Below are 24,680 nucleotides of genomic sequence, written 5' to 3' on the forward strand. Positions count from 1 at the left end.
TGAAATATCGCCTGTTTCTTGATATCTCCGGACCCAATTCATTAACTGTGTTCTACTTTTCAGCTTATATTTCTTAGCTATAGCTGTTTGGCTACCTTCACCATTTAAATAACTTTTTACAACTTGTATCTTTAATTCATCTGAATAAGTTTGAAATTTATCCCCTTTTTTAACCATAATAAAATCCCCTCCAAGTAAAAGTGTAACATCCATGTTTATTCATGGTCTTTTTACACTGTCTACCTTAAGGGGATAATATCATGTTTTCTAAATCAATCTGTCCCTTTTTTATCATATGCATGGCTTCAACGCCACTAAATATAGAGGTTGCTGTTTTAAATGACTTGAATCCCAACATAGAGCGTATTCTTTTCTTAATAAAACGATGGTCTTGTTCCACCATGTTATTCAGATATTTTATCTTCCTGGTTTGGTTGCTGACTGGCATCTTTTTTTCTTTCTTCAACTGTGCTATAGCGACCGGATAAGCAGGATTCTTATCAACTGTTATCACACGGGGTTTGGAAACATGAAAAGACCGCAAATCCTTCTTGAAAAAATACTTTGCATCCGTGTGATGTCTTGTTTGACTCAGATAAAGATCAATGGTGTTTCCTTCGGAACCTACAGCTCGGTACAAATACATCCATTGGCCTTTCACTTTTACATATGTTTCATCCACTCTCCAGGAATCATTTGTTTGTTTCAAATGTTTTCAAATTCGCTCATTTAATTCAAGCCCATATTGATGTACCCACCGCATAATGGTTGTATGAGCCAAAGATAGCCCTCGTTCCTCCATCATTTCCACCAAATCACGAAAGCTTAAATTGTACCGTAGATACCATCTAACCGTTAATAAAATAATGTCAGGTTGATAATGTTTCCATTTAAATAAATTTTCCTTTTCCATACTGATCACACACCTTTTATAGAGTAATAATAGTATCAGTATGTCCAAGTTTGAAAGACTATTTTCAGTCATTTTAAATTTTCTGCACCAGAACCAGAAATTGCGTTGAACTATAAGGAAGAGGGTACAGATTAATAATAAATTAGATAACAAGTATGGAACTAAAGAAGAAATACTAAAGGATTACATAAAACTCCCGGATAAGTAGGTGTTCATATGAAACTATACTTTAAGGATATTAAATTAGGTAAAATTACTGAAGTATCCGCAGATACACCGTGGATGTATGGGACGATTCACTTAAATGAAAATAATAAGCCCTTTCATGAATATTTTCACGGGATGGTTGATGAAGACAATGAATTTGATTTTGACAGCGCAGATCCAGAATTTTTAGCAGAAAGTAATTGGTCTATTTTAGATGAAAATGAAGGTAAATATTTAGGAATCGATATACCGGCTATTTACATAGAAGATTCAACGATCGCATGGCGCTGGAGATAAAGCGCAAAATAAAAGAAGAACGCCTTTTAGTGAGGGTAAACGTTCTTCTTTTTTTGCTGTAAATTTACTTAAATTTCTTTTGGTGCTGGGTAGTCTCCATAAAAATTAGAAGGTGCTCCGCCGTTTCCAACATTGTATGCTAAGTCAGGTCTTTGCGGCGCTGGTACATCCCCGTGATTAGCTTGTTGTGAAAATGAACTATTTAAACCAACAGATACGATACCAACTAACGCTATTCCTGTTACCACAACACGAATTTTTTTAAACATTATTTTAATGCCCCTTTCTCAAACGTTTTTTCTTTTGCCTGTAATGCTGTGTGGAAATACTCACTTGCTTTTACATGATTGTTTTCACTATAAAACTTAACTGCTAGTTTTTCTGTATATTCTTGAGTGTAATTATATAGTGATTCTTTGTCGAAATAGGTAATTCCTTCAATAATAATCTTTTCTAATTCTTCTGTTGAAACATTATTATTTAGTGCTTTTAAAATAGTGAAGTGATGTATATATTCTTCATTATTCAATTCAGTACAAATATTTAAGCCTTTTATAAGTAATTCGGCAGCAATATTTATTTCACCTAGTTTATGATGTTCCCTAGCTTGTAGAAAAATAGCTTTAAAGTGTGTCGACATTTTTGTTGTAACCTCGGATAGATGACGAATTGCCAATGCTGAAAGATTTTGACTTGCATATAACCACCCCAAGTTATGACGCACCCTCAAAAGCAAAGTTTCATTATCTTGTTTTTGTAAAATATCTATTGCGGAACTCAAGAATTCCTCAGCTTGTTCGTATTGTCCTATTTGGATAGCAGTTAATCCTAAAAGATTTTCCGATAATGCAATACTCATTTCATATCCTGTGTGCTTTAAGAAAATTTCTTTAGCTTTGTTTACATATTTTATAGTATTCATTGGTTGCGTCGTATAGTAAAAAAATGCAGAAATACGATAATAGAATTCTGCACGTTCTAACTCATCAGGCACATGCTTCAACAGTTTTTCGGCCTTCTCATAATGTTCACTAGCATCATTATAATTCGTTGTTAACGTAGCATGTATTGCCTTAAAAAAGTGGTAGTAATAAGAAAGAATCTCATCAGAAGGTTTGTTATATGATTCGATTACATCAAAACTATTTTTTGTAATACTTAAACTATCAGTCAACACTTTATATCTAAAATCTAGTAAGGCGTAATATAACAATAAGCTTTGATCTTCTTCGACATTAACAATCTTCTCATCAATCTCTTCTTTCAATCGTGTCGCTTTCTCTACTTGTTGTTGCAGCATTGACTGATACCAAGCGTCTAATGAATGCTTAATCTGTTCTTTCGTTACTACATGTGCACTCATAGAAATTCATCCCCCTCATTCTAACTGAAATTATCTAAATATTAACATATTTCCACAAATTGTATATCCCTTTCGATATATAAACGACTTGAGAAACACTTATCAGAATATTACCTCTATCAGACACAATTGAAAGCCACCTATAAGAGATGGCTTTTATATTTCCCTTCACAAAGACTGCATCAACCCTCAGTTTTGGAGACAGTCTTTTCTTTTTTACCTTTATATGGATTACAAAATGTTTTATGGGAGAGAAATCCTGTTGGTTTCCTCCTATAATTGTGGCTCTTTTTCTTTTTGTTGCGTTGTTGTTGCCCATTTCCGCAGATTATGGACAACACAAATAAGCCCCCATTCCACCCTGTTTTTGGAAAGGCTTCGTAAGGAGAATCTCTGGAAAAAGCGGTTATATTTGATATGACCAAATACAGGTTCTACATCTATTTTTCTTTTTCTATCTAATGTTTTACCTTCTTCCGTACTTAAACGTTCTCGTACTTCTTGTCGTTGTTTTTGATTTTCTACAGAGATGCTGATATACATTATGAATTTAATGTAAGCTATAGAGAAATGATTGAGGCATGAGGTTGATCAAAAAACTGCAAAAAAGGTATTAGCAGATGCTTATAAATATTTTGATAGGTTAGGAGGTTTTATAAAAAATGATCGATTTATCTAAAATTCCTGATTTAATAAAGAATAACCCAGCAAATGATATTGAAATTCAAGAATTAGAAGATCTGATGAAAATGGAGTTACCTAATGCATATAAAGATTTATTGAGATATACTAATGGTTTTTCAAATGGTGGAGGTTTAACGATTTATGGTACTGAGGATATTGTAGAACGAAATGAGACTTGGGAAGTAACTGAATATGCAAGTGGTTATGTTTCTATCGGTGATGATGGTAGTGGTAATGTTTTTTTAATGTTGCAAAGTGCAGATGTAAAAGAAATGTTGATTATTGGTTCTGGTGATATGAATCCAAATCATGCTACTGTAATGATCTTAGATTTTAGTGAATGGGTAAATACAGGGTGCTTAAATGAAAAAATACAGAAGATAGCAGTGGGATTCCCTGATATGTGTAATATAGTGTTAGTAGAAACCCCTAATGAAGGATTAAAAGACTTAGTAAAAATAAAAAGTATATTAGCAATTGATATTTCAACAGGAGATTTATTAAAGGGTTCGAAAAATCTTCCTTTTACATTAGTGAAGAAGTTCCCATATGGTAAGGCAAAAAAATTAATTGAAAAATTGGGACCTGTTGGTGTAGTGCTAAATGCAGTACCTACTGATATAAACAATTAATATTAAACGTAATTTTGAATGATACAACACTTCAACTAGCCTCTAGTATCGCTAAAGTTCTTGCGGAAGTCCAGAGTGGAAACAGGTCAAAAATGGCCAAGATATATTGAAGAAGTTTATGATAGAAAATAGTAATATCTCCTCCAATGGTACATCAAGAAATTTTTAGTAGGGGATTTCATTTTAATAAATAAGGAGTGAAATATATGTTTAAAAAAATAACAAGAGAAGAACTGATAAGTCTAGTAAGTAAATTAGTAGAATGTGAAGGAACTGAAAAAGAGATTGATGAAATGATAGAAGTTGTAGAAAGAAATGTTCCACATCCAGAAGTAAGTGATTTACTATATTGGAATGATGAAGAACTTACTCCAGAACAAATAGTAGATATAGCACTAGCATATAAACCAATACAGCTTTAAAAATATTTTGCTACCTATCCCCCTCCTACCTACTTTGTTTTCGCTGCATTTTGAGGCGGGAATCTTCCTACCCACAAATAGCGGGATAAAATATGCATGTCTTTTAGAGTTATGTAGCGATCCAGTAACATTCATCTTTGCACCAACTATAAACTAAGAAAATCTATTAATCATATAATAGTTTTTTAAATATAGGAGAGGTTAATATGGCTATTGTGAAATTAATAATAGTAACTGATAAAAATACTAATAAATACATCCCTTTGTTAAGAAAAGTCACTTCCCAGTCAATTAGTGAAATCAAAAAGAATATTGAAACACTAGAACCAGTAATGATAAAAGAAAGCTACGATACTGATGGTTTAACCTCTTTACAACGTACTGCTGAAAAGTTAATAAACATGGGAGCAGAATTAAGATTTTATCAAAGCAATTATATCATTTCATTAGAAATGATTAAGAATTTGATTGAAAGAAATAAAGGAATAGAAAAAGATATAGAAGAATTGGATGATTTGATGTTCGGTGATGAGTCTATAGTGCCGGAGTAATTGGACTAGGGATAAAAAATAGATAATAAGCATGGAACTAAAGAAGAAATACTAAAGGATTACATAAAACTCCCGGATAAGTAGGTGTTCATATGAAACTATACTTTAAAGATATTGAATTAGGTGAAATTACAGAAGTATCCGCAGATCCACCGTGGATGTATGGGACGATTCACTTAAATGAAAAGAGTAAGCCCTTTCATGAATATTTTCACGGGATGGTTGATGAAGACAATGAATTTGATTTTGACAGCGCAGATCCAGCATTTTTAGCAGAAAGTAATTGGTCTATTTTAGATGAAAATGAAGGTAAATACTTAGGAATCGATATACCGGCTATTTACATAGAAAATACAATAATCGCATGGCGTTGGAGATAAATTGATCCATATTAAAAGATACACTCTATCCTAAAGGAGATTAAAGAAAGAGGTTTTCATATGTGGAAAAATCTGATTTTAGAAATTGAAGAAATAGAGAAAAGCTTTAACTGTAAAATGAATACACCCGCAACAGATACTGAAGTTCAGAGATTAAGAGAACGTGTGAAAGAGAATTTCAATATTGATCTACCGATTGAATACGAAGAGTTTCTTAAAACTGTAAATGGTTTAGATTTTGATGGACTAGTGATTTATGGAGTTGATCCTTCTTTACTAGAACCAGAAAGAGAGGAACCAATCTGTGGACTTATAGACACGAATAAGATTTGGTATGAAAATGAATTTCAAAAAGAGTATCTTTTCTTTGGAGATTCAGATATTGCTTGGTTTTGTAAAAATTTATCTGACGGTACATATGTGGAACTTGATAAACCATCTGGTACAGTGATGGAAATATATAATGATTTCAATACCATGCTTGAGGAAGCATTAAAAATACGTCTTAATTGAAAGTAAAGCATAAATATCAAACTTTTTATATTTTGATTACCGAAATACTCCTCAGTCATCAACCATTGTATTTGGGGAACACGAAGATGAAGATATGAAAAAAGCAATTTATCCCGTCTGTTCATCCTTTCAAGAATTGCTTTCTAGCTTACGCGACTTTGAAGATGAAGAAGAAAAAAATAAAAGAAGAACGCCTTTTAGTGAGGGTAAACGTTCTTCTGTTTTTGCTGTAAATTTACTTAAATTTCTTTTGGTGCTGAGAAATCTGCGTGGCTATTAGAAGGTGCTCCTCCTGTGTCCCCTTTGTTTAAAGTCACATTGTTAAAATCACTAAATCCAGCTGTAATAGATAACGTAAATGCAAAACCTACTGCTGTTAAGATAATTTTTTTCATCATTTTAATGCTCCTTTTTTTATTTGTTTTTTTCTTGCTTCTTTACTCATGTGATAATATTTGCTTGCTTTTTCATGATTGTTTTCATTGTAGAATTTATCAGCTAAACGCTCTGCATACTCTTCAATACAATCAAATAATTCTTCTTTTTCAAAGTACATAATTCCTTTTAAAACAGCCTTTTCGAATGCATTTATATTAGTATTCATTTCTTTTAAAATCATAAAACGATATTGATACTCCTGATTTTTAAATTGATTACAAATATGCAATCCCTTTTCTATTAATGATTCAGCAATATCTGAACGATTTAATTTCAAATTTTCATCAGCTTCTAAATACAATGCTCGGAAATGATTTGGAGATTTCTTTGTTACTTCTGATAAGTGACGAATTGCGGATTCGGATACATTTTGATTTGCATACAGTAAACCTAAGTTATTGCGTACCATGAGTATATATTTTTCATGATTTGTTTTTTGGAATACATCTAATGTAGCATTCAATGTTTCTTCAGCTAACTCAAATTGTTTTAAATCAATACAACATAGTCCGTATATATTTTCACATAATGCAAGATTGATTTCATATCCTGATTGCTTAGAAAATTCCTCTTTTGCTTTTTGAATGAAATCAATTGCTTTTACTTGTTGGTATGAGTGATAATAAAATTCTCCTAACCTATAGTTAAATTCAGCCTTTTCGAATGGATTTGTAATGTATTGTAATAGTTTTTCAGCTTGATCAAACTGCTCTTTTGCTTCTGTATAGTTTGTGATAAGTCTCAAATGAAAGCCTTTAAAAAAATGATAATAATATGCTAGAAGCCCTTCTGTCGGAATTTCAAAAGATTCTACTCTATCAAAACTATCTTCTTTAACCGCAACCCAGTCAGTCAGGACATTGTATCTGAAATTTAATAATGCATAATACAATAATACATCCTGATCTGCTTCTACCTGATTCAGGTTATTATCAATTTCTTCTTTACATCGTGTCGCTTTTTCCACTTGTTGTTGCAACATTGCTTGATACCAAGTGTCTAGTGAATGTTTCATTTGTTCTTTCGTTACTACATGTGTGCTCACAACAATTCATCCCCTTCATTTTCATCTACAATAAACTGAATGTTAACATAATTCCACGAATTGTATATAGAATCCCCCTTTTAAGCTGATTGAAAAATAATTGTCAGAATATTCATCTGTAAAGGCTCAATTAAAACCTACCTCATAAATAAAAAGCATTATACCAATTGGTGTAATGCTTTTTATTTGGGTGAAAAATTCACTTTAGGAAGAATGTGCTTTTGTAAACTGTTGCTACTAAATGCACTTACTGTTTGTGTGTTTGAATCAAATTGCAATCCTAATGCTTTAAATACAACCTTTGTTTGTACAGGGGATAAACTAAATGATACTGTGTCATTATCTAGGTAAATATTTAATTCAACGCTCTCAATCATTATCTTTCATCTCCAATTTTTTGATTCATTCTTGGCTATTTTTTGTTTTGGAATAGCTTTTTGTTTTTCTCTTAAAACCTCAATGGAATTTAAAGCTTTATCTTCTTCGTAATAACTTAATAATATTTGTCGTTTTGTATCGTTCCCTTTCATCATAATGTTAGGATTTACGATATGAACGCTATTTTGCTTTTTCTTGATGAAGTTGTTTGCTTGTAGCTTTCTCATTAACTTTGCAATAGTAGGCTCAAAAACCTCGACATCACTAAAAAACAAATTAATTAAAAAAGTTAAGTATCTAAAATCCCCAAAACCATTGATATAACTGGGATTTTCCTGCTTTTTTGTTTAATTTACTCTCTTCTATAACCAAAGAGGCTTTTCATAAAATACCTTTTACTCTATATGTTTATGACAATAGAAGGGGCTAGCCCTTCGCTTCACCTCAGCCACTGCGCTCACATCCAAAAACAAAGGGTAATACATTTATGTTTGATATCCGCTTTATTAAAATATTTTCCGTATAAGAAGTGAATAAGCTTCCTATACGGAAAATATTACATATTAATACTTTAGGAGATTTTAAAAATAAAGAGGTGATTTTTAAATGTATAATGAGTCAATATATTTTCCTTATATAAATTATAATCAATACTTCGATCGTCAATTCCCTGGTCCTCAGATTCCAAGTATACCGGGAATGCCAAGTTTTCCGGGTGCACCAGATATACCGGGAATGCCAGGTTTTCCGGGTGCACCAGGACAGCAAAGTTCACAAGCTCCAACATCTCCTCCTCCATCATTTATTCCTCAACAATCAACTGCTTCACCATTTGCTGTTGATCCAGGGGCAATTTCATTCTGTTTATTTCGAAATACCTATATATGGCTTACGAATGGTGAACAGTTTTGGTATTATCCGATTTTTGTAGGACGAAGATCTGTTACTGGTTTTAGATGGAACGGTAGGTTTTGGGTGATTTTTGGAATTGATACAAGAAGGATTAATTCATTTACATGTTTTTAAAAATTATAGAGTAACGATAAAAGTTTAATTATATAAACAAAAGAGGTATTAGAATGAAAAACTTTCAATCATTTGATGGGACAATAACTATGATTAACGATTTTGTAACAGGATCAAATGAAGAAATAGGATGTACTAAATTAATATCCTTAGATAATGGTTATGGGACTCTAACAAATTTTGTAGTGAAACCAAATACTTATTTTATTGACTACGCAGCGGTAGTAGTAGGAGATAAAGTAACTGGATTTTACGATGCTAACGTCCCTGTTCCTCTCATTTTCCCACCACAATTTCAAGCAATTGTTATAGCGAAATATATACCCTATCAAAATGTAAAAGTAGATAATTTTAATGAACAGTTAGAGAGTAGTGATGGAAAATTAAAATTAAATATTTCTCCTTCTACTCAAATTTTATTAACAAATGGCCAATTTTTTACAGGGAATCTTGCGAATCGAAATTTAATAGTTATTTATGGTCTTGCAACAATGAGTATACCAGCCCAAACTACGCCATATAAAATCATTGTTTTGTGTCAAAAGTGATTTTTATTTTAAAGGGGCTCTCGGTTTATTTGAGAGGCTTTTTTTGTTTCTGAAGAAAAAAATAATGAAAAGTAGGAAAAAAGGTTTATTTTTTAAGATAGGGCCACGCCCCATACTCATCAAGCTAAGATTTTGAAATATCCCCAAAACGAAAATTTTATATTTCTACAGTTATTTATAAGAATTCAGCTCACTTTTTTCGTTTTGGGAAACAACCAATTTCTTAAGTTGATGGATATGTGTTACTACCCCCACTTTTAAAAATAAAAAAGGCAAGTAACCTCAGCTATACGCTAAAATCACTTGCCTCATAAGTATTATTTAGTTATGAAAAGTAGGCTTATAAAACGAACGATTATCAAGCGCAAAGACACGTTCTGTGTATTCACCTGGCTTCGTGCGTCCAAGGGCACGATCCATCATGTTCATCTTCGCATCTAAATTATCAATGTAATGCAGAATTTCTGCTTCTTTTACTAATGGCGGTTTTGGACTACCCCATTCCGCTTTCCCGTGATGGGATAAGACGATGTGCTGAAGAATTAATACTTCTTCTCCTTCGATTTTCAGTTCATCTGCTGCTTTTCCAATTTCGTTTACCATGATGGAAATGTGGCCAAGTAGATTTCCTTCTAATGTATACGTTGTTGAAATTGGACCAGACAATTCAATTACTTTACCAAGGTCATGTAAAATAACACCTGCATACAGTAAATCTTTATCTAAAGATGGGTATAGCGTAGCAATGGCTTTCGCTAAATCAAGCATCGATACAACGTGATACGCAAGCCCTGATACGAACTCGTGATGATTTTTCGTCGCTGCTGGATAGTCTAAAAATTCATTTTGATGTTTATTCAATAAGTGTCTTGTCAGACGCTGAATGTTCGGATTTCTCATTTCAAATATGTACTGTGTAATCTTTTCTACCATATCTTCTTTTTTCACTGGTGCTTTTTCTACAAAGTCTGAGATATCTGTCACTTCATTCGCATTTGCAACGCGAATTTGCTTCACACGAAGTTGAATACGCCCTTTATAGTTTTGAATATCTCCAGCTACCTTAACAATCGTTTCTGCTACATATTGTTTCTCAACTTCTGGTGATACATCCCATAGCTTCGCTTCAATATCTCCAGTTTGGTCTTGTAAGATTACTGTTAAAAATGGTTTCCCATTACTCGCGATACCTTTTGTCGCTGTCTTAATTAACAAGAAGATATCGACTTGTTCACCAACTTCATATTCTGCAATTTTCTTTTTCATCCTGATTCCTCCACCAACTTAAGTACTTTTAGTATAGCACATTATACCTTATTTTCTTTATGCTCACGTGTTAATTTTATAATCTGTTTTTCCGCAAAGAATGATAATAGATGGGCATGACATGTAAAGAAAATCACTTGTCTATCCTTCGCAATTTCTTTTATTAGCTGGGTTGTTCGTTTTGTTCGTAGTACATCAAAATGCACAAAGCTGTCATCAATAATAAATGGATAATCATGCTCAAACGTCCGCGCTAATGCAAAGCGCAATGATAAATAGAGCTGTTCCGCTGTCGCTTGACTGAGTTCATGGCTATAAAAACGAATACCATCACTTCGTTCTACAATAAACGGCTCTGTTTCTGATGGTGAAAAAATCTTACTATACTGACCACCTGTTAAATATACAAAATACTCCTCGGCCTTTTGTAAAATGCGCGGCAGCTGCACTTCATGATAGTATTGCTTTGTTTTTGTTAACACTGTTTTTGCCGCTGCATACGCCGCCCACTTCTTCACTTGCTCACGTACTTGAGACTTTTTCATTTCCCATTCATGGAGTAAATCACCGTACGTACTACCTTCTTCTAAGTTCGCAATCTCTACGCGGTGCTCCGCAATACGCTCGGTCAACTCCTTCTCTTGTGAAAGGAAGTCTTGTATATAGAGCGCTTCTTGTTTCAGCTTTCCTTCATACCCTTCCACTTGATAGTGTTCCGCTAATGATAAGCTTGTTAAACGTTTTTCTAACATGTCAATCTGTGGTGATAACCGCTCTACTTGCTTCTCTGCATCTTCACGCTTTTCTGCCCTCTTGCCAGCTTCTAAAAACATTTCTTCATCAGTAGCTGCTGCCACGTTCCATAGCGCATCTCTTTCTAATGTAAGTTGTTCTACTTGATGCTGTAATAGTGCTTGTTCTTCTTTCCAATCAGCTAGCTTCCCTAAAAGCTGCTCCCTCTTTTGTTTCTTTTCTTTTTCCTTTTGAATACGATTACTGATCATATGAAGATGATCAAAATCTGTATTTTCCATAACGTTTTCTAGTTTATGTTCAAACTGCGAAATCATTTCATATAATATTCCTTTTCGCTCCGCCAGCTTTCCTACCTCACGATATAACTGCTGCATCTTTTCAATGCGTTCAAATGCTGGCAATATATGCGCATATGTATAAAAGTGCGGGAAAGAATAGCACGCATTATATGTATCGACTTGCTCTCCCATACGAAACGTATCTCGCTCCCATTCTTCATATGCAGAAACACCTTTATCATAGGTTCGTTCTATTTGTTGTAATTTATAAGACTCTCGCTCAAATAATTTACGAATTTCTTCATCTTTTTCTAATTGATAACGAATGGATAGCGCCTCTTCATTTTGTCTTCCGCCTGCACTTTGCTGCAGCGAGAGCAGTTCTTCTTGTAAACCATCGGAAGAAGTATCTTTATACAAAACAAGTGCAAGTATAATTAGGACAAAGACGATAACACTCGTAAATAACAACGCACGGTTATCTAAAAATACACTTGTCAGCAAAATCACTGTATTAATAGCTAACAAAAGGAAACAAATCGTCTGCCAGCGCTTTTTCTTTTCCTGCGCGATTTTCATTCTTTCTTCATATTTACGCTTCATTCGTTCCACGCCAGTACCCATAAAAACTGTATCTTGAAACGATCTTTCCTTTTCTACAAGCGCCTGTCGCTCTTCATCCGCTAACATCTGCTTTCGGATGTGCCCTACATTCTCTTCCTGTTCTTCTAGTTGCTCTTGCACTACTTTAAAGCGCTCATCTAGCTGCTCTTTCCGCGTCTCTAATGCTCTCGCCTTTTGCACCGTTTGCGTTATCATTTCTTTCGCTGCAAGGCTTGTATCAAATGAAAGCACACTTTCTTTCTCAAAAGTAGCACCAATTTGCTGCTCAAGCTCTTCTATCTCTTCTTTCATATTTCCAATACTTACTGTAATATCACGCATTTCTTGACGTGCATTTTCATATGACATATGCTGCATACGAAGTTCTTCTACATAGCTAGCCTTTTGCAAGAGCTCTTCTTGTACTTCTACCCCATCCACTTCCGTTTGCACCATTTCCATCCTTTTCTGGATGGAATCTAATTGCACCCCGAGCGGCTCGAGTTTTGCTTTTATCGTTTCGAAACGTTCTACTCCTCGAACAGGAAACGGATTCTTCTGTTCTTCTAGCACTTTTTCATATGCATGTTTTTCAATCACAAGAGGTTGCAATGCAGCCAATACTTCATAGTCTTTCTTACGCTTTTCTGCCATCTCTTTTTCATTCCGAATATGAGCAAGACGCCCTTCATTTTCTTTTAACTGCCCCATTAACTTTTCATACGTACCAATCTTTCCTTGCCACGCCCCAAGCTTTTCTTGGAGCTTCTTTATTTCTTGAAGTGACGCATTGATCTCAGGCTTACGACCATTTGGCTTAAAACGCTGCTCCATTTCTTTTTCTAACTTTTTATCTAACTGCAGCAGGGCATCGCTCCCAACTGCACTCGCCGAAAATAAATAATTTCCGATTTCAGCTTCTCCAATATGATGAATATTTTGAAGACCGTGCATATCAAACGAAAAGACAGAATCAAACAGGCTCTCATTCATCCCGCTCAGCACAGTCTGTAACACTTCTTCTCCAGCTGTTTTTCCATCTTCAAAGTATACTGTTACTTCCCCAGCAGCCGTTTTCGGCAAGCGCTCGATTTGGAGTCTCCCATACTGCTCAGTCATAACAGTCACCCTGCCGCCGTACTTCCCGCCTTCTTTCGGCTCATAACGCCTTTGTCCTCTCATTGGGAACCCAAACAAAATACTCTTCATAAACGAACGAATCGTTGATTTTCCTGCTTCATTTTCACCGTACAACACCGTCAGCAATGAAAGATCCATTTCCACATTTTCTAATTTTCCATAACCATAAATATGGAGTTTTTCAATTTTCATTTTTTATCCCTCTCTTGCTGGAATAGTTGCTCTAATATAATATTTTCCGCTTCCTTTTGAATCTCTGCTTTTTCCTCATCTGAAAAGGATTCAATCACATTACGCGCAACTGGAGATGTCCAAATCGTCCTAAGCACCGCATCCATATTCGTAAATGATTCCAATTCTTGCAATACACTACCAACAAAATGATTCTCCTCTTTTAATCGCTGGATTTCTGCAAATGAAACCGTCTCATTCTTCCACTTCATCACATACACAAAATCTCTTCGTTCTTCTCCCGCTGCTAAAATATGAAAAATCTCTTCCACACGTTTTTCATCACGTAAATAAGGAGACAATGGCCCTTGTCCGATGAATACAATTGTCAAAAGAGTTCCTTCCTCTTCCTGACGCCATTCATTCATCACTTCCGTACAAGCTGTCATAAGGTCATCAACTGTTTGCAGTTCATCAATGCTAATTTCCGTCTCTTCCCAAACTACATCCGCCGCACCGAAAAATGAGCACACCGTTCCCTGCTCTGTTATCTCAACAAGATACGCCCCCTTCTCTCCTGTTTCCTTCCGGTGGCGTCCTTGTATATTGCCTGGATAAATGATATACGGCTCCTCTGCTAAAATCTCTCGCTTATGTATATGCCCAAGAGCCCAGTAATCAAATCCCTTTTCTTTTAACTCACGAATTTGAAACGGCGCATAGCGATTATGTTCCGCATCGCCTTCCACACTCCCGTGAAGCATGCCAATATGAAAAGGCGCATCGCTCATTTTTGCATACTGCGCCGTCATATTATCCGTTACAGCCTGCTGCAAATAACTAAACCCATAAATAGATGCAAGCAGTTCACCATCTTTATAAAACGGCTTTTCTTCTACATATGGCTCTGCAAACACATGAACATTTTCAGGAAACTCAATTGCTGCCCAGCTTCCCCCTAAATGATCGTGGTTACCATGAATGATATACACCGGAATCTCATACTGCGAAAGGCGCTTCATCTGCTCCCTCACAAACACTTGCGCCCTAAGACTTCTCGTTTCCGCATCATATAAATCTCCTGCTAGTAATACAAAATCAACGCGCTCTTGAATTGCTTTATCGATAATACGCTCAAACGACTGAAACGTACTTTGCTTCATTCTTTCCCAAACAGATGACGGCACATTCATTTCCATCCCTTTAAACGGACTATCCAAATGCAAATCTGCCGCATGTATAAACTTTACTTGTTTCACAAATAAACGATCCTTTCTTTATCCTATAAAAGTTTCACTCTATTTTACCACGCAATGTCACATATTTCTTTGCATATTCTAGCATTTTATGACAAAATAGTTATAAGATTCTGATTTTAATTTTTGGAGGGAATTTTCATGGGAGTATACGTTCTAACAGTCTTTGAAAAAGATGGTTCAAAAATGCTAGACGAATCATTCGAGGCGGCAACAGAAGCAGAAGCGAAATCAAAAGGAGCATCCATTTTACAAGAAAAGGGATTGCATAAGCACACACATCGCTGCACATCTTCCGCAGGAAAACTCGTTTTATTCCAGCGCTAAAAAAAGAAGCGTCATCCGCTTCTTTTTCATTCTATATCTTCATCACACCACGTAAATACCACATCTAGAATCCGGTTACCAATACGCACGCGTCTGTTCCACTTTCCAGTTTGAATTTGGCGCTGCAATTCATCTTTCATCTTTTCCGTCCAGTCGTGAATGGTTCCATTCCCGTCGTACGGATATACATTAGGAAACTCTTCCTGCAGAAGACTCAAGCTCTCTGCATCCAAATGAAAATGGAAATAGTAGTTAGCCGTAAGCGATGGCTCTTGCAATTGTAAAAACGGATCGTCAATTTGCTTTCTATTTCGGTAGAAAGTAAATATATTCACCTTTCCGCTCGTAATTTGGTCAATTTGAATTTCGTGCTTCTCTATAATCACGTCGTGCCCACCTCGTTATATACTACCTTTAGTATATATGTCTTTTGCATCAAAGTTAACCATTTTCACACGAAATTCATTTCCTTCATCTATTTCCCGTACCTCCAAGTAACAATCAGAACACATAAAAAAAACAAATTTGAAGGGGAGCGATTCTATGTATTTCGGTAGCAAAGGTTGGTATGTAAAGGAACTAAAAAAATTAGGTATCCGTACTTATGAAGGTAAAAAACTAGAATCCTATCGTACGCATGTGTTGGCTAGTTTGCTTGAGAGAGTTCAGAAAGAATCGGCTTAATCCTAATACAAGAAAGAAGCAACGTTTGTTTTTGCGTTGCTTCTTTTTTATTTTTCATAAAGGCTGTTTTCATATATATTGGAGACACAAAATCTTGAACGCATTAGGTATGGCAATTAATCCACGTGCCGGACAACCAGAAGAAGTTGCAAGGCTAGCTATCTTCTTAGGCTCAGACGAGGCTAGTTTCGTAAACGGACAAGTTATTGCTGTAGACGGCGGCTGGACTTCTTATTAACTTTAATTAACATCTATTAAGGCCACTAATTTAGTGGTCTTATTTACTTAGTTACCTATGGTACGGTTCAACGTGACTATATAAATCTATTTTAATTTTTCGATATCTAAGCAAAATACAACGTGACCTGCACTCGCACGTGGCAGGAAAAGGTCTTGACCGCTTCTATGCATGGCCAGATGCTCTAGTCCCCCTCTAAAAAGAAAAGGGTTTTTATGTCGGTTTTTTAACTTGTATATATCCTAACCGTCAACTGACTCATTATTTTCTATAAGCATTTGAATTTGACAGCTATAAGATTCTGTATTAAAGAAATCGTTAAATAACTCCACTTCAATGAAACTTTTAACTTTTAAATTATTTTCTTTTACATATTTAATGATTTTATTTCGACGTTCCTCTTCATTCTCTTTACTATAAGATAACGTTACATACTTTCCCTTTGGTAATATTTTTATATTTTGTTCAGCTTCTATATTAGAATTCCCTTGAAATCTACTAAAAACATATTTTGGTTCTGCATCCCCCTCTGAATTAAAGTTATATATGATTCCTCTTTCCATTGACATTTTCCTCTCTTTATCTTGAATGATTTTCTCTAAGTCTGAATAGTAAAGTAGCTCTTGTAAACTTCCCACTTCTTTACATGGTGCTACAATTACATAGCGCGGTTCAAAGAACTGAATAGATATCTCATCACTATTTAATATATCCTTAGAAGTCTCTACCTTCATATTTAAGCTATCAATGGTTTTGATTACTTCTTGCATTTTCTTTATGTTTTCTTCTGCTTCATATCTCTTTAATTGTAAAAATTGTAGTAATTGATCAGTATCACAGTCCTTAAAAATCTCTTGAAGCTCTACTATACTCGTTCTTAACTCTCTACAGCTTTTTATAATATCTATATGAATAAATTGATCTATAGAATAATACCTATAACCTGTTGTTTCATCAATATATCTTGGAATAAGAATCCCCATTTTGTGATAATATCGTAACGCTTTTATTGTGATGTCCTTTATTTTCGCAACTTCCCCAATAGAAAATAAGTTTTTCACCCTAATCACTTCCTTTATATTTTTCTTATATTATCATTGACTCTCCCCTTAAGGGAGACCTTATGATCATAATAAGATATTTGCAATAAAATACAAAATTCACTTATATACAAGGGAGTTTCGAAACATGAATACAGTAACATACAGAAGTCTAGTTAAAGAAGATTATGAATCTGTCAAAGCTTTGATTGGTGAAGCATTTGGCTTCAATGAAATGATTGAGGATAAAAAATTTTTAGATTCCGTATTAAACATCTATTTGCAAAGTTGTATTTTAGGGAGTTCATTTAGCACAGTAGCAGAAAAAGACAATAAAATTATTGGTGTTATTTTGGGGGATTCAAAAAAAGACAAAAAGCGTTTAAAGAAAGCTCATAATACTTTAAGTTTTGCCTACACCATGCTGAAAGTATTCATGACTAATAAAGAGAATAAAAAATTCATAAAAGAATCCTCAAAGGTTGAAGACACATATAAAGAACTTATAGAAGGAAAGGAAGATGATTTTCAAGGTTGTATACAGTTATTTATTGTATCAGGGGAATCTAGAGGTCTTGGGGTTGGAAATGCTCTAATGAATCATTTGTCTAATTATATGAAAAGTACGAATGTGAAATCTTTATATCTATATACAGATAATAAATGTAACTATGGATTTTATGATAGTCAAAACTTTGAACGTATAAATGAAAAAGAAATTTATTTCGATTCAATGAAAACAAAACTTAATGTATTTTTATACTGTTATGATTTTTAACTGCTGGTAAAAACCGTATCACTTATTCGGGGTACGGTTCACCATAACTCATTTAAATGAAATTTTCTCTGAAACAAATTGCTTTTTTACAATTCCAGCCTATTTCATTCATTTCCTGTTAGAAATTCGTCTATACCGGCCTACATTAAATTCATATTATATATGACAAACAATATTTGATGATTTAAAAAGGAGGCAGTGAATTGTCTTTTAAAAAATTTGTCGATGCATTACCAATTCCTCCTGTCTTAAAAGCAGAAGGTACCCATGATGGAGTACCATTCTATGAAGTAACAATGAAGCAAGTCAAACAAAAATTACATCGGGATTTGCCGCCAACTACTGTCTGGGGCTATAACGGTATGTACCCGGGTCCTACATTCGAAGCAGAAAGAAATCACCCTATTCTTGTAAAATGGAAAAATAAATTGCCCTTTGAACACCTGCTGCCTGTCGACCAAACTGTTCATGGTGCGGAATCATCCATACCTTCTGTTAGGACGGTTGTCCATTTACATGGAGGCCGTGTTCGTCCAGAAAGTGACGGATATCCTGATGCATGGTTCACAAGAGATTTTAAAAATGTTGGGCCGAAATTCGTGACTGAAGTCTACTATTATCCAAACTGTCAACGCCCTACAACACTTTGGTATCATGATCACGCCCTTGGAATTACTCGTTTGAACGTTTATGCAGGTCTTGCGGGCTTCTATCTTCTCAGAGATGAAGAAGAGAAGAAATTGAATCTTCCGAGTGGAAACTTTGAAATCCCGCTGGTCATCCAAGATCGTTCGTTCTATGCCAATGGTGAACTCTTTTATCCATCCCAACCAGGAAATATGCCGCCTCCAGCCCCACAGCCACCTCCACCAATCGATCCTACATTACCAAATCCGTCAGTGGTCCCTGAATTTTTCGGTAACACAATTTTAGTCAACGGAAAAGTATGGCCTTATCTTGAGGTTGAGCCGCGGAAATACCGGTTCCGCATCCTAAATGGCTCCAATTCTCGTTTTTATCGTATGAAGCTGAGCTCTGGGCAAAATTTTGTCCAAATTGGTACGGATGGAGGACTTTTGGAAAAACCAGTCCTAGTATCCGAAATCATCCTTGCACCTGCGGAACGTGCCGATGTCATTGTCGATTTTTCAAACCATAATGGTCAGAGTATTATTTTAACAAATGACGCACCAACCCCGTTCCCTGACGGCGAAAGTCCTTCTGAAGATCTGAGACAGATTACGCAATTTCGCGTCAAACAAACATACTGCAAACCTGACAAAAGTAAAATTCCAGAGAAGTTGAGTTGCTTGGAACAGCTGAATCCCCAGGATGCTGTAATCACACGAAAAAACACTTTACTTGAAGCTACCGATAATTTTGGACGCCCTATGCCATTATTAAATAACATGGAGTGGAATCAGCCTATTACAGAAACCCCGTATAATGGAACTATAGAGATTTGGGAGCTGTACAATACGACACCAGACACTCACCCGATTCATTTGCACCTTGTCAATTTTCAAATTTTGAATCGTGCTGTATTTACTGGCGATCCAAATGGTTCTGACCTCAAAGTCGGACCGCCCATACCACCTGATCCAAACGAGAGAGGATGGAAAGATACTGTTCGTGCTAATCCCGGAGAAGTGACCCGGATTATCGCACGCTTTGGTCCATTTACAGGAACTTACCCATGGCACTGTCATATTCTTGAACACGAAGATTACGATATGATGAGACCATACGAGGTGCTAGCTAATCCTAGCTTTAACCCATGCGAATGAGATCCAGAACAATGCAGCGATAACTCCTTTTCTCAATGTTTTGACTGCTATAAACAACGGAAAAATAAAAAAGAAGAGAAATAATGATTCCATGATTTCTCTTCTCCTTTTCATTCATTTGATATCTTTATCATAAAACTATTCAAAGTTCCTTATGCATCTTGAAATATAGAGCTTGTTCAAAAAACGTATTTTTGAACAAGCTTTTTCTAATTAAGCAAATACTCGCTTAACCTCTTTTGCAATTTCATTTATTAAATCTTCCGCTTGCGGATACAAACCAATTTTATCCATAAATGCATGATCTGTACCGTTGTACTGAATAAGCTTTGTAGGTACGCCGCTTCGTGCAAGTTTTGCCGCGTAAGCTTCGCACTCTACTTTTAAATAATCAAATTCAGCAGTTGCAATTAGCGTCTGCGGCATATTACTTAATTGATCTGAAAGGAGCGGAGAAACGTGAGGATCAGTAATTTCCGCTTTACTTTGCAAGTACAGCCTGAAAAATAACTCACCGCTTTCAGCCAATAAACGTCGCACCAGGTCTAAAGCATGACGCCGCTGCTTATCTCCTGAATAACAATCAAAGCTAATCTCATCTGCCCGTGCTATTTTTTCCTTCAAATAACTGAAAGGAATAAGAAACGTCGCAATAATATTCCGATCAAGGCCAATCACCTCATGCACATGACATTGGTTGATAAGTAGCACGTCTCCCTCAGAAAGCGTCCGTTTCTCATGACTTAGCCTAACCTCCACCGTACCGCGCAGCACAAAAATAATCTCTACGCTGTTATGCCAATGACTCGGTACATAATTGACACTGTTCAATGAAACATCAAAAGGCAGACTATCATTCGTCTCAACCAACTCGTATACAGCATTTCGCATGAAGCTTTCCTCCTTTTAGAACGGTACTCTTACTTGTTTTTTGGAATGGGATTTTCTTTTTCATTAGGCTCTGATTTGTAGTATAATCCCTTAAAATTACAGTAATGATAGATTTATTGGGTATATCCGTTTTTTAGTATTATACCATTGAATTCTAAAGCTTCATCTGTAACGAGCACTTCATTTGAATCCATTTATAATAACTCGAGCGATGTACACTGAAAAATTTAGTATGCCATGTAATCAGACATGTCTTTTTTTAATATGAAACTTGTGCCTTTTAGTAGATGAAGAATCCCTTGAGTTCCATTATTCTTTCCACGGATACCTTTAATTTCACCAAATTCTTTATACTTTCTTCGCCAACCTTTAACTTGTGTAGAACTCCTAATATTCTATCGCTTAGCTATGAGTTGATAATTGCATTCACCATATAAATAGCTTTGAACAGCCGATAGTTGTAATTCGTCTGAATAAGTATTAGGTGTTGAGCCTTTTTAACTATGAAAAATCCCCTTAGGGTATTTCTACTCTAAGGGGATTATCCTATCATCTATAACATGCTTTTTATTTTTATATACGCACAGCCGTACCACTTACAGCAACCATTAACATTCCGTCACGAACAACCTCGTAGTCTACATCAATGCCAACAATTGCATTTGCTCCTTTTTGCTTCGCAAGTTGTTTCATTTCTTCCATCGCAACGTCACGCGCTTCTTTTAATTTACTTTCATATGCTCCAGCACGGCCACCTACAACATCACGAACAGAAGCAAATAAATCGCGGACAATATTTGCACCCATAATAGCTTCACCATTTACAATATCCACATACTCAATAATTTCTTTTCCTTGAATTCCAGAAGTTGTTGTTACAATCATTACTGACACTCTCCTATCATTTATTGGCGTTTCTTATACCTTTATTATTACATTAAAAAAATAAATGAACTATCTAATAATCTTACAGAAAGATGACATCTTTGTAAGATTTATAAAAAAAACAGAATCACTTTATGGACTCTGTTCTAATCGTTTCGTTTATTTTTTTCTATTAAACGCTCGCTCTATTTTTTCTAATCTCAATTGTACGTAAGCTATATAGGAGCACCCCTAGCCCTAGAATTTTTTCATTCTTAGACGCATTGGAACCTAATGTAATAGTAGGCACATTTAGTCCCATAAACCTTTCACTCCATTCTATAGGCATATACCCTTGCTTACCGATTGCTAATGTACGTCCATCTGTTGTACGAAGAGTACTTTGAATAAAATCAAACTCTACTTCTACATCGGACAATTTTGTTACTTTATCAGTCATTAAAGAACCACGTATCGCCGCAAATCCTTGTATCATCTTCTCTTTAAACATACCAATTTGGTTATAATCCGAATCATAGATTACCCAATCATACCCGTCAGCTTCAGTATGAAAATATGCAAGAATTTCCCCGCTACTCGCTTCTAATCCATAAACATCTCTATTACTTAAAAAAGGTATCACTGAAAAAAGAACGTTAGATGAAATGATCTTTGTTCCAGCAACATATCCCCCATCAGGATGATATAAACCAAATTGTTTATTCTGTTTAGGCAATTCTAATACGACAAACGTATCGACATCCCAAAACGTTACATTACTTTTCACCGCATTCTTTTGTATCAAATTCCCTTTTCGTAACTGCCAAAATCCAATTCCGAAAAAAACAGAAGAAACGATTACAATAAAAATAACTTGTCCCCAATTCACCATTCCCCAAGTTCCATATACACACCATAGTGCAAATAGAAAAATACAGGTTCCAATAAAAAGTTTAAACTTCCCTTTTCGCTTATAATAATCAAATAATTCCATATCTACGTCTCTACCCCTTATTTGTATTTCCCAACTATTAATGTATCAAAAACAAATTAGATCCTCTAGAAAAAAATAGATTCGTTGCGATATTGAAACCATCTTCTAAGTATATAATTTTAAGGCTCTTTCTATAAAACTGCCACTCGCAGTGAAATAGCTCATTCATTTCATTCCCGTACCTTCAGTACCATCAGAACAAATCAAAAAACAAAGTTAAACGGATGCATAAGTTGTTTGAAATAAAACAAGGTAATATCCAGTAGCTTTATTACAAAACTCTACTGATACATGTTCTGTCTACATTGCTTTATCGTCAAAATCCTGCCCTAAAAGCGTCACAACATATGAAGAAATGAGTACATCTCCACCGAAAAGAAGTGCTTTTTTGGTAATCTCATAGCCTACACTTTCATAAACTTTTCGTCTAATCCAGAAAGGCGAGTTCCCCCACCCAGTCCAATTGATAAAATATCAGGCATCCTAAAATTAGTATTTACACCCAATGTTTACGGCTAAAGAAGACTGTCTTGGAAATCCTCTTGTTCATACACCAAGGTCACTCGCTTTCCCTCCAGCATCAAGTACAATGACCTTCTTTAATCCCGATAAATGGTTTGAACCGCTTGATTTCGAAGGTCATAACAGAAGTCCTTCCCATCATCCTCTTCTTCATGTAACGCAAGCCACTGAAATTCGTACTCTTGATTAATGAAGATGTGGTCCGCAATATCGTTCATCTTCATTTTGAGTGACAAATACACCTAGTGCAAATTATAATGAATTTTTGAAAGCGTATTAATTTACGCGGAAAAGTAAGCTACAATAGAAAAAGAAAATAAACTACTATAAAACGAGAAGAAATAGAATTTATCGTCACGAATTTGAAAAACTATAGGGGTATAAGAAAATGAACAATAAACTTCATGAACTCAATAAACCAAAAAAACCACTATTCGTCATTGTGTATGACCAATTGTATAAATTAATCACGGATGGAACATTTCCTCTAGGCAGCCAACTTCCAACAGAACCCGAATTGGCCAAAATATTTGGTGTGAGCAGAATGACATTAAGACATGCTTTGGCACTTTTACAAGAAGATGGATTAGTTAAAAATATCCATGGAAAAGGAAATTTCATTACAAGATTTCATCATAATGAAAGTAGCGATGGCTTAGAGAAGCTGGGGAATCCCTTATATAAATGCTATACGGAAAAAATAGATGATATCGAACTTAATTTCCGAATTGACCTAGTAACGGACTATGCAATACAAGTATTAAATCAACAAATGACTGCAGTGGTTGCGTTGGAACGCTGGTATAAAAATCACGATAAGATAGTAGCTTTTGCTTTTACTATGATGCCAATAGAAGCCGTTTCCAAATTGAACCTTGACTTACATAACGAGAAGCAAGTATTGGAAATGTTGGAGGAGAAAGTATATGAACTGGCTAACTCCTCTACCATTGAAATTAAACGTTCTAATTCCGCCAATACTCCGTCATTAAAATACCAAATTTTCCATGGGGAGGAATTTGATTTAATTTTAGAAAGTGTATATATCAGCGACAAATACCCTGTGGTTTATAATAAATACTATATACCAATAGAATTTAGTCAAATTAGGATTAAAACATCTAAATAACCGAATGAACAATCCATTATCTCTTAGAAATTTCCATTTGTGGAGAGCTATTGGCTTCTTTTAATTTCTCCAAATGCGGTATGAAACAACGTGTATTTGTCGGAATTTAGTGAAGAGAGTATCCTACAATACACTGATTTTCTGTTCCTACTTGCACATTATATCCAGCTTTCAGTTGACTGTTTGTCATGGGGTCTTCTTTCATTCTCATAAACGTGGCATCTGAATCTGTCTTCGAGAAGCTATTACGATCACCGAAAGTCTCTTGATGTGACTCATATTTTTGTAGTCGTGATAAATAGTCTTCTTTCAGTTTCTTATGTATTTTTCGTTTCTCTTGATACACTTTCTTTTTCTCTTTTTTTGCTCCCTTATCTTGTTCCTGTTCTACTTCCGTTTTCGCTTGTTCACCATGTCATGGATCACTCTTACCACATAATCTTCTGGGATTAAATCGCTATAGTCCATTGGTAGAATTAACCGACCCATGTTATTAATGAATGAAAATAGCTGAATGGTTACTCATAAAGTGAAACTTTAATCAGTGGGGGCTTTCTTC

28 protein-coding genes and 6 pseudogenes are annotated in these 24,680 nt (G+C 35.1%); 15 read left to right on the forward strand and 19 right to left on the reverse strand.

Going from position 1 to position 24,680, the window contains the following annotated elements:
* Both C564_RS32480 and C564_RS33720 read right to left on the reverse strand, forming a co-directional pair.
* On the reverse strand, positions 1-213 hold a 213-nt coding region (locus C564_RS32480; RefSeq protein ID WP_331273776.1), incomplete at its 3' end, for a transposase.
* 31 nt (positions 214-244) lie between these two features.
* Positions 245-913 (reverse strand): annotated as a pseudogene (locus tag C564_RS33720) (IS6 family transposase).
* Positions 914-1,129: 216 nt separating this feature from the next.
* On the opposite strand from C564_RS33720, the gene C564_RS0122545 reads away from it, so the two are divergent.
* Complete coding sequence (locus C564_RS0122545) at positions 1,130-1,417, forward strand: hypothetical protein (RefSeq protein WP_018766922.1); 288 nt, start codon at positions 1,130-1,132, stop codon at positions 1,415-1,417.
* A 68-nt stretch (positions 1,418-1,485) separates the two neighbouring features.
* Here C564_RS0122545 and C564_RS0122550 read toward each other — a convergent pair whose 3' ends face one another.
* The 3 genes and pseudogenes from C564_RS0122550 to C564_RS35225 all read right to left on the reverse strand — a co-directional run.
* A complete protein-coding gene (locus C564_RS0122550) occupies positions 1,486-1,686 on the reverse strand; it encodes a Phr family secreted Rap phosphatase inhibitor (RefSeq protein WP_018766923.1) in 201 nt (66 codons plus the stop codon).
* The gene (locus C564_RS0122555) at positions 1,686-2,780 is read right to left on the reverse strand and encodes a Rap family tetratricopeptide repeat protein (protein WP_018766924.1); all 1,095 of its coding nucleotides are present in this window, start codon (positions 2,778-2,780) and stop codon (positions 1,686-1,688) included. Before C564_RS0122555 ends, C564_RS0122550 begins: the two co-directional genes overlap by 1 nt.
* 273 nt (positions 2,781-3,053) lie before the next feature.
* Positions 3,054-3,317, reverse strand: a pseudogene (locus C564_RS35225) (transposase); the annotation flags it as partial.
* Positions 3,318-3,442: 125 nt separating this feature from the next.
* Between C564_RS35225 and C564_RS0122565 the strand changes: the two are divergent.
* From C564_RS0122565 to C564_RS37685, 6 genes and pseudogenes are all read left to right on the forward strand, one after another.
* Positions 3,443-4,096 (forward strand): SMI1/KNR4 family protein, encoded by a 654-nt coding sequence (locus C564_RS0122565; RefSeq protein WP_018766926.1) that lies wholly within the window; start codon positions 3,443-3,445, stop codon positions 4,094-4,096.
* Positions 4,097-4,302: 206 nt separating this feature from the next.
* Positions 4,303-4,518 carry a bacteriocin immunity protein gene (locus C564_RS0122570; RefSeq protein ID WP_018766927.1) on the forward strand — a complete coding sequence of 72 codons (216 nt, stop codon included), beginning with the start codon at positions 4,303-4,305 and terminating at the stop codon, positions 4,516-4,518.
* Between the two features lie 206 nt (positions 4,519-4,724).
* Entirely contained in the window at positions 4,725-5,069 is a 345-nt protein-coding gene (locus C564_RS0122575) for a hypothetical protein (protein ID WP_018766928.1), read from the forward strand.
* A 92-nt stretch (positions 5,070-5,161) separates the two neighbouring features.
* Positions 5,162-5,449: a hypothetical protein gene (locus tag C564_RS0122580; protein ID WP_018766929.1), complete on the forward strand. Its 288-nt coding sequence runs from the start codon at positions 5,162-5,164 to the stop codon at positions 5,447-5,449.
* Positions 5,450-5,509: 60 nt separating this feature from the next.
* A complete protein-coding gene (locus C564_RS0122585) occupies positions 5,510-5,962 on the forward strand; it encodes a YrhA family protein (protein WP_018766930.1) in 453 nt (150 codons plus the stop codon).
* Between the two features lie 19 nt (positions 5,963-5,981).
* Positions 5,982-6,134 (forward strand): annotated as a pseudogene (locus C564_RS37685) (SMI1/KNR4 family protein); the annotation flags it as partial.
* 67 nt (positions 6,135-6,201) lie between these two features.
* Here C564_RS37685 and C564_RS36895 read toward each other — a convergent pair.
* From C564_RS36895 to C564_RS0122605, 4 genes are all read right to left on the reverse strand, one after another.
* Positions 6,202-6,357, reverse strand: a complete 156-nt coding sequence (locus C564_RS36895; RefSeq protein ID WP_176549048.1) for a hypothetical protein — start codon at positions 6,355-6,357, stop codon at positions 6,202-6,204.
* Positions 6,357-7,445 (reverse strand): response regulator aspartate phosphatase, encoded by a 1,089-nt coding sequence (locus C564_RS0122595; protein ID WP_018766932.1) that lies wholly within the window; start codon positions 7,443-7,445, stop codon positions 6,357-6,359. Before C564_RS0122595 ends, C564_RS36895 begins: the two co-directional genes overlap by 1 nt.
* A 182-nt stretch (positions 7,446-7,627) precedes the next feature.
* Positions 7,628-7,822: a hypothetical protein gene (locus C564_RS0122600; RefSeq protein ID WP_018766933.1), complete on the reverse strand. Its 195-nt coding sequence runs from the start codon at positions 7,820-7,822 to the stop codon at positions 7,628-7,630.
* Positions 7,823-7,828: 6 nt separating this feature from the next.
* Positions 7,829-8,050: a replication/maintenance protein RepL gene (locus C564_RS0122605; protein ID WP_231382347.1), complete on the reverse strand. Its 222-nt coding sequence runs from the start codon at positions 8,048-8,050 to the stop codon at positions 7,829-7,831.
* Positions 8,051-8,429: 379 nt separating this feature from the next.
* Between C564_RS0122605 and C564_RS0122610 the strand changes: the two genes are divergently transcribed.
* Together C564_RS0122610 and C564_RS0122615 are read left to right on the forward strand one after the other, a co-directional pair.
* The gene (locus C564_RS0122610; protein WP_018766935.1) at positions 8,430-8,849 is read left to right on the forward strand and encodes a hypothetical protein; all 420 of its coding nucleotides are present in this window, start codon (positions 8,430-8,432) and stop codon (positions 8,847-8,849) included.
* 53 nt (positions 8,850-8,902) lie between these two features.
* Positions 8,903-9,397, forward strand: a complete 495-nt coding sequence (locus C564_RS0122615) for a hypothetical protein (RefSeq protein WP_018766936.1) — start codon at positions 8,903-8,905, stop codon at positions 9,395-9,397.
* 321 nt (positions 9,398-9,718) lie between these two features.
* Here the strand turns inward: C564_RS0122615 and yhaM are convergent, their stop codons facing one another.
* The 3 genes from yhaM to C564_RS0122630 are packed head-to-tail and all read right to left on the reverse strand — an operon-like array spanning position 9,719 to position 14,870.
* Positions 9,719-10,663 carry a 3'-5' exoribonuclease YhaM gene (gene yhaM / locus C564_RS0122620; protein ID WP_006093824.1) on the reverse strand — a complete coding sequence of 315 codons (945 nt, stop codon included), beginning with the start codon at positions 10,661-10,663 and terminating at the stop codon, positions 9,719-9,721.
* Positions 10,664-10,704: 41 nt separating this feature from the next.
* The gene (locus C564_RS0122625; RefSeq protein ID WP_018766937.1) at positions 10,705-13,632 is read right to left on the reverse strand and encodes an ATP-binding protein; all 2,928 of its coding nucleotides are present in this window, start codon (positions 13,630-13,632) and stop codon (positions 10,705-10,707) included.
* Positions 13,629-14,870, reverse strand: a complete 1,242-nt coding sequence (locus C564_RS0122630; protein ID WP_003195692.1) for a metallophosphoesterase family protein — start codon at positions 14,868-14,870, stop codon at positions 13,629-13,631. The genes C564_RS0122625 and C564_RS0122630 overlap by 4 nt, the downstream gene beginning before the upstream one ends.
* A gap of 138 nt (positions 14,871-15,008) precedes the next feature.
* Here C564_RS0122630 and C564_RS0122635 point away from each other — a divergent pair, with 138 nt between their 5' ends.
* Positions 15,009-15,194 carry a YhzD family protein gene (locus C564_RS0122635; RefSeq protein ID WP_003195690.1) on the forward strand — a complete coding sequence of 62 codons (186 nt, stop codon included), beginning with the start codon at positions 15,009-15,011 and terminating at the stop codon, positions 15,192-15,194.
* Positions 15,195-15,220: 26 nt separating this feature from the next.
* Here the strand turns inward: C564_RS0122635 and C564_RS0122640 are convergent, their stop codons facing one another.
* Positions 15,221-15,580: a hypothetical protein gene (locus tag C564_RS0122640; RefSeq protein WP_018766938.1), complete on the reverse strand. Its 360-nt coding sequence runs from the start codon at positions 15,578-15,580 to the stop codon at positions 15,221-15,223.
* Between the two features lie 157 nt (positions 15,581-15,737).
* On the opposite strand from C564_RS0122640, the gene C564_RS35235 reads away from it, so the two are divergent.
* A complete protein-coding gene (locus tag C564_RS35235; RefSeq protein ID WP_018766939.1) occupies positions 15,738-15,878 on the forward strand; it encodes a YflJ family protein in 141 nt (46 codons plus the stop codon).
* A gap of 100 nt (positions 15,879-15,978) precedes the next feature.
* Positions 15,979-16,116 (forward strand): annotated as a pseudogene (locus C564_RS35240) (SDR family oxidoreductase); the annotation flags it as partial.
* Between the two features lie 242 nt (positions 16,117-16,358).
* On the opposite strand, the gene C564_RS0122660 reads toward C564_RS35240, so the two are convergent.
* Entirely contained in the window at positions 16,359-17,177 is an 819-nt protein-coding gene (locus C564_RS0122660) for a MerR family transcriptional regulator (RefSeq protein WP_018766941.1), read from the reverse strand.
* Positions 17,178-17,304: 127 nt separating this feature from the next.
* On the opposite strand from C564_RS0122660, the gene C564_RS0122665 reads away from it, so the two are divergent.
* On the forward strand, positions 17,305-17,934 hold the full coding sequence (locus C564_RS0122665) for a GNAT family N-acetyltransferase (RefSeq protein ID WP_018766942.1): 630 nt from the start codon (positions 17,305-17,307) through the stop codon (positions 17,932-17,934).
* Positions 17,935-18,137: 203 nt separating this feature from the next.
* Positions 18,138-19,718: pseudogene (locus C564_RS0122670) on the forward strand (multicopper oxidase family protein); the annotation flags it as partial.
* Between the two features lie 216 nt (positions 19,719-19,934).
* On the opposite strand, the gene C564_RS37690 reads toward C564_RS0122670, so the two are convergent.
* The 4 genes from C564_RS37690 to C564_RS0122690 form a co-directional block, all read right to left on the reverse strand.
* Complete coding sequence (locus C564_RS37690; RefSeq protein ID WP_018766944.1) at positions 19,935-20,612, reverse strand: alpha/beta hydrolase fold domain-containing protein; 678 nt, start codon at positions 20,610-20,612, stop codon at positions 19,935-19,937.
* Positions 20,613-21,185: 573 nt separating this feature from the next.
* Positions 21,186-21,497 carry a heavy metal-binding domain-containing protein gene (locus tag C564_RS0122680; protein ID WP_003195672.1) on the reverse strand — a complete coding sequence of 104 codons (312 nt, stop codon included), beginning with the start codon at positions 21,495-21,497 and terminating at the stop codon, positions 21,186-21,188.
* 172 nt (positions 21,498-21,669) lie between these two features.
* Positions 21,670-22,470, reverse strand: coding sequence for a hypothetical protein (locus C564_RS0122685; protein ID WP_018766945.1), 801 nt, complete (start codon positions 22,468-22,470; stop codon positions 21,670-21,672).
* Between the two features lie 599 nt (positions 22,471-23,069).
* The gene (locus tag C564_RS0122690) at positions 23,070-23,216 is read right to left on the reverse strand and encodes a hypothetical protein (RefSeq protein ID WP_003206049.1); all 147 of its coding nucleotides are present in this window, start codon (positions 23,214-23,216) and stop codon (positions 23,070-23,072) included.
* A gap of 164 nt (positions 23,217-23,380) precedes the next feature.
* Between C564_RS0122690 and C564_RS0122695 the strand changes: the two genes are divergently transcribed.
* Positions 23,381-24,121, forward strand: coding sequence for a GntR family transcriptional regulator (locus tag C564_RS0122695; RefSeq protein WP_018766946.1), 741 nt, complete (start codon positions 23,381-23,383; stop codon positions 24,119-24,121).
* Between the two features lie 109 nt (positions 24,122-24,230).
* Here C564_RS0122695 and C564_RS0122700 read toward each other — a convergent pair.
* Positions 24,231-24,443 (reverse strand): annotated as a pseudogene (locus C564_RS0122700) (IS5/IS1182 family transposase); the annotation flags it as partial.
* Positions 24,444-24,680: the final 237 nt, after the last annotated feature.

Source organism: Bacillus sp. 105MF (assembly GCF_000374885.1).
GTDB classification, from domain to species: Bacteria; Bacillota; Bacilli; order Bacillales; family Bacillaceae_G; genus Bacillus_A; species Bacillus_A pseudomycoides.